General features: G+C 35.8%; 7 protein-coding genes. 1 reads left to right on the top strand and 6 read right to left on the bottom strand.

Going from position 1 to position 10,231, the window contains the following annotated elements; translation table 11 throughout:
• Nucleotides 1–4: 4 nt before the first annotated feature.
• The 4 genes from LC418_RS02305 to LC418_RS02290 all read right to left on the bottom strand — a co-directional run bounded on the left by LC418_RS02305 (nucleotide 5) and on the right by LC418_RS02290 (nucleotide 6,292).
• Nucleotides 5–1,972, bottom strand: coding sequence for a DUF8202 domain-containing protein (locus tag LC418_RS02305; RefSeq protein ID WP_223557956.1), 1,968 nt, complete (start codon nucleotides 1,970–1,972; stop codon nucleotides 5–7).
• An 11-nt stretch (nucleotides 1,973–1,983) separates the two neighbouring features.
• On the bottom strand, nucleotides 1,984–4,224 hold the full coding sequence (locus LC418_RS02300; RefSeq protein ID WP_223557955.1) for a S8 family serine peptidase: 2,241 nt from the start codon (nucleotides 4,222–4,224) through the stop codon (nucleotides 1,984–1,986).
• Nucleotides 4,225–4,337: 113 nt separating this feature from the next.
• The gene (locus LC418_RS02295; RefSeq protein ID WP_223557954.1) at nucleotides 4,338–5,177 is read right to left on the bottom strand and encodes a cell wall anchor protein; all 840 of its coding nucleotides are present in this window, start codon (nucleotides 5,175–5,177) and stop codon (nucleotides 4,338–4,340) included.
• 65 nt (nucleotides 5,178–5,242) lie between these two features.
• The gene (locus LC418_RS02290; RefSeq protein WP_223557953.1) at nucleotides 5,243–6,292 is read right to left on the bottom strand and encodes a hypothetical protein; all 1,050 of its coding nucleotides are present in this window, start codon (nucleotides 6,290–6,292) and stop codon (nucleotides 5,243–5,245) included.
• 580 nt (nucleotides 6,293–6,872) lie between these two features.
• On the opposite strand from LC418_RS02290, the gene LC418_RS02285 reads away from it, so the two are divergent.
• Nucleotides 6,873–8,465 (top strand): helix-turn-helix domain-containing protein, encoded by a 1,593-nt coding sequence (locus LC418_RS02285; protein WP_223557952.1) that lies wholly within the window; start codon nucleotides 6,873–6,875, stop codon nucleotides 8,463–8,465.
• Between the two features lie 89 nt (nucleotides 8,466–8,554).
• On the opposite strand, the gene thiL is transcribed toward LC418_RS02285, so the two are convergent.
• A complete protein-coding gene (thiL, locus tag LC418_RS02280; RefSeq protein ID WP_223557951.1) occupies nucleotides 8,555–9,619 on the bottom strand; it encodes a thiamine-phosphate kinase in 1,065 nt (354 codons plus the stop codon).
• Nucleotides 9,620–9,696: 77 nt separating this feature from the next.
• Nucleotides 9,697–10,188, bottom strand: a complete 492-nt coding sequence (locus tag LC418_RS02275) for an acyl-CoA thioesterase (protein ID WP_223557950.1) — start codon at nucleotides 10,186–10,188, stop codon at nucleotides 9,697–9,699.
• Between the last annotated feature and the right edge of the window lie 43 nt (nucleotides 10,189–10,231).

Genomic DNA, 10,231 nt, shown 5'->3' with positions numbered 1-10,231 from the left:
GATATTAGTTTTGTACAATTAGCTTGAATACTTTGATTTCAGACGAAGTCTTAACGATAATTAAGTATACCCCTTCTGTTGGAAGCGTATCTTTTATTTCATAATAATCCTTGCCTTTGTCCTGTATGGTTTTTACCAATCTTCCCGATCCGTCATGGATTTTTATATCTACCGTTTCTATTTTATCTGAAATAATTCTGATGGTAAACTGCTGTCCTTTAGGTACCGGATTAGGGTAAATTACAATTCCGTTTTCACGTTTTCTTGTCACTTTTACCGTATCTTTTTTAATGCATCCATCTGATGTTGTTACCGTTACAGTGTATTCGCCCGGTTCATAAACATTAATTTCCGGAGAGCTGCTCGTAAATCCGTTATCAGAAGTCCATGAGTATACAGCATGAGGATCTGTAATGTGTGAGGATGCATTAAACTGGGCCGCATTTCCTGAAGAAATTGCCACATCCGGACCAAGGTCTAAATTAATAGTACTGAAATCGCTGACTGAAAAGTCATAGGATGTCACATTATTATCAGCATCTTTAATTACCAGGTGATAATTGCCGATTGCTAAGTTCGGAAATGATACCTGTGAAGTCTGAACGGTGATATTCTGCGAAGTCCCGTTACCGGTAAGAGCCACATTAAACGGGGCTTTCCCTCCTTTAATATTTAAATTAAGCGTTCCGTTTGTAACGGTACATGTAGGCTGGGTAATCTCGTAGATAGATAAAATCTTATTTCCTAAAGCAAATGAAAAAACATCCGTTCCTGATAAGTCCTGATCAAAAACAACATCTTTAAAATGCACACCCTGATCATTATCAATATGATCCATTGGATAGGCTTCAATATTGGAGGAATTAAAATTTCCCTGCCCTGTTCTATCCACCAGGAGCCAAAGTTTTTTATCTGCCGGAATTTGCTGAATAATATCTTTAATGGAAAAAACCACTTCCGTTGGAATTGTTTGTGAGTTTTCAGAGGTAAATCTCGCTTTCCATTTTCTTTTTAACAATTGATATCCGAAAGTATCATTATCCAGCTCCAGGGGCTTTTTATTATCACCCCAGATCAAAAAACTCTGATCTGCAAATTGAGCATCATTTGACCTGTTGTCTGCCACTAATTTCTTTGCTGCAATAATCAGTCTTTTAGGTTCTGATGAGCTGGTAGCCTGTTTTTGATAAAGATCTGAATATCCGTCTCTTGCAATACCCGTGATACGGGCGGGATAATCATTAAAATCGGCCTGTCTCCAGATTTTTTTATTTTTAGAACTCAGGTATTCCGTATAAGGCATGGTAATGGCATATTTTACAGCCAGATAGGAATTCACCCTGTTTCTTTCATTAAGGGTAAGAATCTTTCCGTAAGCAAAAAACTCAGGAAGCTTTCCCTTAAAGTTTTGCCATTGATGGCTTCCTTCATCTTTTCCGATATACATTGATGAAAGCCCGGTTTTACCTATAACTTTAGTGATTTTAGCTGAAGGGGTTCCAAACTTTGAGTAGAGACTGAAAGAAGCCAGAGTATCTATTGTACTGGTATTAATGAAATTAATCTGATCATTATTATATCTGAAAACATTTTTAGTACTGTAAAACAGCTCTTTCTCATCTGTATTATCTGTTGTAAACAAAGCAGATTCCTGTGTGGGATTCTTGTTCTGATAAGCGGTGAAAAAATTCAGCTTATCCATTGTTTCTATCACAAAAGGAAACTTTAAAAAATCATCTGTTCCATCAAAATTTAAACATTCATTATAATTAAGTAATGAATAGGCCGGTTTATTGGCTCCTGTTAAAGCTTGTATCTGATGCTGGTTGCCGCTGTAATCCTGATATATCAGAGAAGGGGTCTGAAGCGAGTTGGTTTTATACCAAACACTTGTACCTCCTACTCCGCCGGGAGACTGGGCATTCGAAATACAGACAAGTAAAACGCTGAGAACCGTAAATATTTTTTTCATGTAAAGCGTTTTTATTTTATTATCAGTTTTTTTGTTTCCTTATATTCTGCAGTTTCTATAGAAACCATATAGATTCCCTGAGAAAAAGATCTTGTATCTATTGTCTTTATGAATTCTCCTTTTGGAAATTTCGTAGAGCTCTGATCCGTTGATACCAACTTACCTGAAGCGTCATATACTGAAATTTTGATTGCAGATTCGCTCTGTAGGAAAAATCTGATATTTACTTCTTCTTTTGCCGGATTTGGGAACAGGGTAAAATGCTCGAGCGCCACACTGTTGCTGGTTGTGGAAAGAGCTCCTGCACCAACCCTTTGCTGCGCCATATACCTGAAAGCAGAAATAATATCAAAACATGGTGTTATAAAAGCATGAAAACCAGCTCCCTGCTCAACCTGGAATCCTGGAAGTAAAAGAATATCCCTGGATGCGATATATTCAACACCTTGTACCGGAGCAATGACTTTATTGCTTGCAACGATCTGTTTCGCTAATATTGTCTGAGTTGTTGTAATGTCATCTGCAGGGCTTACAAGGGTTTTCAGATCTTCTTTATAGCAGAAATCTACATTCGAAACTACAATTGAAAATGTCTGATTCCCATTTGGTAACAAAGGAGTTGTATTTGTTTTTGGAGAAACAATAATCTTATAGGTTACTTTCTCAGGATTCTTAATATCAACCCTTTCTATGGTATCTACATCGTTTGTTGATGTATTCGTTGCAGCTCCTGTCAGATTGCTCATCCCCCCCAATTTCCACGGGTAGTATGTACTTTCCGTTCCGTTCGCATTTATTTTTACAATTTTTAAATCCAAATCATTAATTACATTCGGATTGCTGAGGTCTACCACATTATTCACGGTATTTCCCTGAGGGTCCGTCCATGAAATTGTAGCAGATAATGGCTGAGTGGTTTCATAGGGAACCACATACAGAGTATATTTATTCCCTTGATTTAAAGTAACTTCTTTTATTAATGTTGATTTTTTTTCATTATTAATAATTCCCTCAATATTATTATAAATGGCTTCAGATGCTCTTTTTGCATCTGCCAGACCCCAACCGTATATATAATCGGGGCCTTCACTTCCTTTATCATTTGCGGTATGGGCCAGTAATGCTCTTACTGTAGAAGAAAGCATATACTTTTGTGACGGGCTTACAGATTTATAGTATTGCTGAAGGAGTGTAATAATCCCGGAAACAACAGCAGCTGCCGAAGAGGTTCCTCTGTAGGTGCCATATGCTGCGTCATATGTTTCAATGGATGAATATATATTTTCTCCAGGAGCACAGATATCAGGTTTTATCCTTCCGTCATCTGTAGGTCCATAGCTGCTGAATGCTGAAATATCAAACGCTTCATCAGAACTCATATTTATATTCTTCTTTGCTGAAGCCACAACCAGAACGTTTTTGGCAACTCCTGCTCCTTCGAGCAAGTCGTATCCATTTTTTGCAGAAACCTGAGGGACAATACCGGGATCTATTTCTCTTGCATTTCCCGCTGCCTTTACAATTTGCAGATAGGGTTTTAAATACATCAGATTATCCCAGGACTGAGCGGTTACATTATATTTCCCGAATTGATAGGTCTGGAGATACATAGGGTCGAAACCATAACTGTTATTGGCAACTAATATTCCTGTTGTACCGTTATAGGCTTCGGAGAGCATTTCCTGAACATCATTTACCCAGTCATAAGCATTGATTTTTGCTTCGTAAGCAATTCCCCTGGCTTCGGCCTCACCGTTATTCCCTGCCAATGTCCCCGCTATATTAGTACTATGCCGGGAAATGGTTTGATTTTGTGAAGTATCATAAGTATTGATTTTTCCGGTTAATAACTGATGGGTTATTCTTGGCTTGGAATAATCCCACTGACCAATAACCATATTGTTTCCGGTTATATTCAGTCCAATTCCGCCGCCCGGATAGAGATTATCAGCCTTTGTCATTTTTGCTGCTCCGGCATTAAGAGTGGTATAATACATTGGCTTTCCGCTCTCGTCAGCTCCTATAAGCTGTTTTTCATTCCCATTTTCAGAAATGAATTCTTTATGACCCAAGCCTTTAAGCCTTTGAATTTCATTTTTTTGCTTTTGTGTATAATCCTGTACTTTTTTCTGAAAAGCCTGGATTTCGCGTTCCTGCGGATCTGTTTTTAATCCATCTTTGGTCTGTCCGTAGGATGAAAAAAAGAACATCACAGCAATCCCTAATATAGATTTATGGTAGACTTTCTGCATGTGGAAAGGTTTAATGTGTTTGTTATAAAAGATTGGGAACAGCCTTACCATTGTTAACCGATAAAGGCAGCTATCATAAGTGGTAAGAAAAAGACTGATCCCTTTCTCCGATTCTACTTGCTCAGTGATTCTATTGTTTTTTTAAGCTCCTTGTTTTCGCCTCTTAATTGTTTCACATCTTTATTAAGCTGGATAACATATAGAGTTAATTCCTCTATTTTTTCAAGAAGTTTAGCATCCATTTCCCCTAAATTGATTCCGTTTTCTTTTACTTCTTTAGCAGAAGGGATATTCGGTAAGTGTCCTTTTTCATCAATATGCTTTTCAACTGTTTCTAAGCTGTTAAGCTTATAATCTTTTTTGAATACATAATCGGCCCAGCCGTTTGCAGAAGGATTTTCAACTTTGATCTGTTCAGCTTTTATCCCTTTTCTTACATAGAATATATAATTAGGATCACTGTCGTACTGATCTGTCCCCACCGTTACTTTTCCTGTATTAAATACTACAAGGTTGCTTTTATGAACACTATCCGAAAATTTTATTTTTGTAATTCCCGGTGAGTTAGGAGTAGTTACATCTGAATTTGGATCAATTGCATTGTTATTTGGCATATGAAATTCCATATTTCTACTCCCCAGATTTCTAATAACAATATCTGAAGGTACAGACCAGTTAGAGGCGCAGCCGTTACAAAGTACACTCGCAATCTCTAATCTTCCTCTTGCTGTACCTGTTGCCGTTACATTACCTATCACCATACCGTTAACATAAGGACCAGCAAAAACCCTTAACCTTTCCATATTATTAGTTTTGATGACCAATTCCTTATCGTCGATTGTTCCAATAAAATTGTCAGGTGGGTTTGTTCCCGAATTTCCGGTTAGGTTCCATGATTGAGAAAAATAAAAATTCGAGAAGGACACTAAAGCAAATAATAGAATTTTTTTCATAAGATGTTTTCTGTTTTATTATGTTAGCTCTTAGAGCCACATTGATTATTAATTCTGATGATAATTTATTGATCAAGAGTGCTGTTGTTTCTGAGTTTTTTATTCTCTTCCTCCAGCTTTTTAAAATCCTTGTCAAGCTTAATAACATATAGTGTGAGCTCTTCTATTTTTTCAAGAAGCTTGGCATTCATTTCACCCAGATTAATTCCGTTTTCCACTACTTCTTTAGCAGAAGGAATATTCGGTAAATGTCCTTTTTCTTTAATATGCCTTTCAACATATTCCAGACTGTTGAGCTTATAATCTTTCTTGAATACATAATCTGCCCAGCCGTTTGCAGAGGCAACATCTACCTTTATTTTTTCAGTTCTTATCCCGTTCTTTACAAACAATCTGTAATCATTACAATCTGAACAAGAAATATTACTGGAAGTTCCTAAAAAAAGTTTACCGTTTGCTTTAAGTGAAAACATCAGTTCATAAGCACTGGAAGTTGGCCAGCCGGCAACATCCAAAACTCCAGGATTATTAGGCTGATACTGACCATACCTTAAAAAAACAAGGGATGCACCACTACCAATATTAGAGCCCGTATTCCCAACATAAAAAGTATCGCTGTCTATATCTGTAATAACTTGGGTTCTCCCATTTACTTTAAAGGCTATATCTGGGTGAGGTTCTGTTTTAATTCCCACATTCCCTCCTACGAACATTTGTCCGTCGTGCCGTAATGAAAAAGTTACATCTTCGACTCCCGTTCCGAATATTGTATTTTTCATAAAATATCTCTCGGGATTTCTTAAATGGCTTGTTCTTAACTCCAATTGACTAGACCCTGGGGAGCCATCATGATGCACTGTTAGCTTTGATGAAGGATCACTTGTCCCTACACCTACATTACCATTATTTAAAAGCTGGATCCCTACCCCTGCAGATGTTTGAAGTTTAATTCCTCCATACCAGTTAATATCTAATCCATCTGAGCTGGCCACAGGATAATGTCCTAAATAATAATGTGTTGGATCTGAATTACTATATAGTTTGTCAAAAGCAATGTTCTGAGAAAAAAGTGAGCCAAAGATAATTAAGCCCAAAATTGATAAAGATTTTTTCATAAAGCTTTTTTTAGTTATAACTGATTATAGACTATTATTTAGTTTACTACTAACAGAATTTAACCCTTTAAAGGTTATTTGACATTCAAAGATCTAATTCTATAATGATTTATAAAATGGGCTAGAATTCTAATCTTAATATTTCTATTGTGCACATACAGTTATAAAAGACTGTCATTATTAGCTAAGAAATCAAGAGTAAAAATTCTTTTTATCACTTTATTAAAATTTTTAAATAATATATCTGAGTAAAACTATTCAAACTTTGAATTCTATAAAACGAAATATACATTGAATTTATAAATCCATTGAATGAATTTATAAATTTGATCACAATTAAAACATTGAATTATAGCCAACTACATCAAATTGTCGTGATTTTTATCACCAAGAAGTGTTCTAATTATATATCTTGAATATAATTTTTGAATAAATTTGAAAATACAAACACACACAAATGATTTTAATAAAAAGAGTACTAATCATACATACTTTTCTTATATGCCTAAAAACATTTTCTCAAAGTACGGCGGATCAAAAATTCTCAACAGAAATAGATGGATTAATAAAAAAAGATCAGATGGATTTGGTGCATTTCAAACTGAAAAGTGAAAATATAAAATTCAAACGTCTTTCTGAATATCCATTGCGTTATGATTTACTGATTAAACTTGATTCTACCTCTACTATATATAAAAAAGGTGAATACCTGAATGCAGAAAAGGCTTACTTAACTATATTGAATAAGATTGAAAAAAATAAGTTCCAACTTAAATCTGCAGATTATGAAAATCTGAAACACATTGGCGTATCAGGACTGTTTTATATTGAAAAGAGACTAGGAAATGTTTCAAAGGGATTAAAATATATTCAATTTTTTTCTAAAGAAATAAACCCTGTACAGAAGAAAAAACAAAGGCTTTTTTTTGCTGTTGCGAATATAGAATTAGGAAACTACAAAAAAGGAATTCAGTCCCTGGATCTCAGGCTAAATGACATCCGGCTGGATACAGAAAATATTCTTTATAGTCATTTTTCTAAGCCGGAAGAGATTGCTGTTACTTATAATGCAAAGGGAGATGCATTTATTAAATGGTTTAAAGACACCGGCAAAAAGGAGTATCTGGATTCTTCAAAAATTAATTATGAAAAGGCTTATAATGCACTGGGAAGTTCACTAAACTACTCCCAACATTCTAAAAATGAACTTATTGACCATCTGGCAAATATTGCTCTGCTGAAAAAGCAATACCTCTATTCATTATCACTCTACAATACATGTGAAAAGGATTCAACTCTTATGAAAGAAAATATTTCAAGCGAGGCAACCTGGCTTGGAAAAGCGGAAATATATACATTTATCAATAAAACCGACTCCGCATTTTACTACATCAATAAGCTAAATAATAAAGTAAACCATACCTATGAAAGCAAATTAAAAATGTATCATTTACTGAGCATTAACTATGAAAACACTGGAGATCATAAAAATGCCTATAAGTTTGCAAAACTCAGCCTGGATGAAATGGAAAAGAAAAAAAACTGGGATACTTCAGGACATTCTTTCCTAATAATGCATGAACAGCAGGAAATAAAGGCTTTATCCGAAGAAATGGTAAAAGAAAATAAAAGGTATAGTTTCCTGTCAATTGCTTTAATCGTATTGATATTCTCCATAATTATACTTTATATCACTTATAGAAATAATAAAAGAAAAAAGATCATCTTCTCAAAGTTACCCGAAAGGACTGATTCCGTTAGTAATTCCAGTATTTATCCTGTTATAGCTCAAAAAGAGGAAGTTCCTTTGATAATAGAAGATGAACTGGTCAGACGGATTCTTAAAAAAATTACCTTAATGGAGCTGGATAAAAAATTCCTGTCTAACGATTTCAAGCTTTCCCATATTGCAAAGCAGGTTAATACGAACACCACTTATTTGTCCCAAATAATAAATCAGCATAAAGGGGTGACATTTTCAGAATATGTAAATGATTTGAGAATCAGTTATATTTTAAAAGAATTAACTGAAAATCCTAAGCTCCGGAAATATACTATTAAAACAATATCTGAAGAGATTGGTTACAAAAGTGCCTCTACCTTTATCAATGCTTTTAAAAACAGGGCTAAAATGACCCCATCGTATTATATTCAATTACTGGAAAAAAAATAAAATCTATAAGATCGGAGAATTACTGCCTAGAAAAAACCACAGCGGGAATGCTGTGGCTTTTATAATCTTCAAGCTAAATGCAATTTAACTTATCCGTTCTGCTGATTCCCTAAAAAAGCATCCCAGCCTTGTGCTGTAAGTGGAATTAATTGGTTGGAACCCCTTGCTACCATATAATTTCCTTCCTCCTTTTCTACCGCATGACCGATAATAGTGAAATCAGGATGGTTTTTAATCTTATCAAAATCATTAGGTGAAATAGTGAACAGCAGTTCATAATCTTCGCCACCGCTTAATGCAGTCATGACCGGATTAAGATTCATTTCATCCGCCGTGGAAATCGTAAGGCTGTCCATCGGGATTTTCTCTTCATATAATCTGAAACCGGTTTTAGACTGGTCAGAAAGGTGAAGGATCTCAGAAGCCAGACCGTCAGAAATATCGATCATAGAAGTCGGTTTGATATCCAACTCTTCCAAAATTGCTTTAACGTCTGTTCTTGCTTCAGGTTTAAGCTGTCTTTCAAGAATATAGTCATAGCCCTCCATTTCGGGCTGCATATTTGGGTCGGCGAGGAAAACAGCATGTTCTCTTTCAAGGATCTGCAATCCCATATAAGCACCACCCAAATCTCCACTTACAACCAGCAGGTCATTAGGTTTTGCCCCGCTTCTTTTTACAATATTCTCTTCATCCTCAATTCCTACAGCAGTAATACTCATAACAAGTCCGGAATTAGAGCTTGTGGTATCTCCACCAATAAGATCAACTTTATATCTTGCACAAGCAGCCTGAATTCCGGAATAAATTTCTTCTAAAGCTTCTACCGGAAAACGGCTGGACACGGCCATAGAAACCAAAATCTGCGTCGGCACAGCATTCATTGCTGCAATATCGCTGAGGTTTACGACAACAGCTTTGTAGCCTAAATGCTTTAATGGGACGTAGCCTAAATTAAAGTGAACTCCTTCTGCAAGGACGTCCGTTGTAAGAACAACTTTTTTATTTCCAGGATTGATAACTGCCCCATCATCTCCTACTCCAAGTTCCGAAGACTCATTGGATAGTGGAAAATATTGCGTCAAATGCTTTATAAGACCAAATTCTCCTAATTTGGAAATGGGAGTAAGTTCCTGTGATTTATCTTCAAACATAATTTCTTTTGTATTAATGTTCAGTGTAAAATGTATTAAAGACATTCAACATTGAACTGTGAACTTTAAACTTCGAATTAGCTAAATTCTGCCGGATCCACATTATTTGGCTGGAAAGGAAGCTTTTTGAAATCTTCCCTACTCATCACTATTGTTTCAGGGCTTTTGTATTTGTTCATTGCTTCAACCACATCATCCGGCGGGGTTGTCATTTTTCTCAGCATCATATCGATCCACACTCCTGTAGCCTCTGCAGTGGCACAATGTACTCCGTCCGGCGTATAGAATTTATGGAGAAATCTGTAGATGGAAGAGTCTTCCGAGCATCCATCGATCTCAAGGCTTACGACAACCGTCTGGTCGGCGTAGATCTCTTTGAAGAAAGAATATCTTTCATGCAGAATCACAGGTCCTATTCCCCATCGGCTCAACTGGGTTACTCCCATTTTTTCTTTGGTCATAAAGGCCATTCTGGACTGGGCACAGTACTGTACATATGATGAATTGGCTAAGTGTTTATTGGCATCCAGATCACTCCAGCGTACTTCGAATTTATGGTAAAAAATCATGTAAAAGTTGTTTTTAGTATGATTAAATTATATTCTTCAAAAT

The sequence above is a fragment of the Chryseobacterium lathyri genome, assembly GCF_019970085.1.
Lineage (GTDB): Bacteria > Bacteroidota > Bacteroidia > Flavobacteriales > Weeksellaceae > Chryseobacterium > Chryseobacterium lathyri.
This window is presented reverse-complemented; position numbering and strand designations above follow the sequence as displayed.

Coding starts and splice junctions, on each gene's coding strand:
- LC418_RS02290 (WP_223557953.1), bottom strand. CDS start 6,292: ATGAAAAAATCTTTATCAATTTTGGGCTTAATTATCTTTGGCTCACTT.
- LC418_RS02300 (WP_223557955.1), bottom strand. CDS start 4,224: ATGCAGAAAGTCTACCATAAATCTATATTAGGGATTGCTGTGATGTTC.
- thiL (WP_223557951.1), bottom strand. CDS start 9,619: ATGTTTGAAGATAAATCACAGGAACTTACTCCCATTTCCAAATTAGGA.
- LC418_RS02275 (WP_223557950.1), bottom strand. CDS start 10,188: ATGATTTTTTACCATAAATTCGAAGTACGCTGGAGTGATCTGGATGCC.
- LC418_RS02305 (WP_223557956.1), bottom strand. CDS start 1,972: ATGAAAAAAATATTTACGGTTCTCAGCGTTTTACTTGTCTGTATTTCG.
- LC418_RS02285 (WP_223557952.1), top strand. CDS start 6,873: ATGGATTTGGTGCATTTCAAACTGAAAAGTGAAAATATAAAATTCAAA.
- LC418_RS02295 (WP_223557954.1), bottom strand. CDS start 5,177: ATGAAAAAAATTCTATTATTTGCTTTAGTGTCCTTCTCGAATTTTTAT.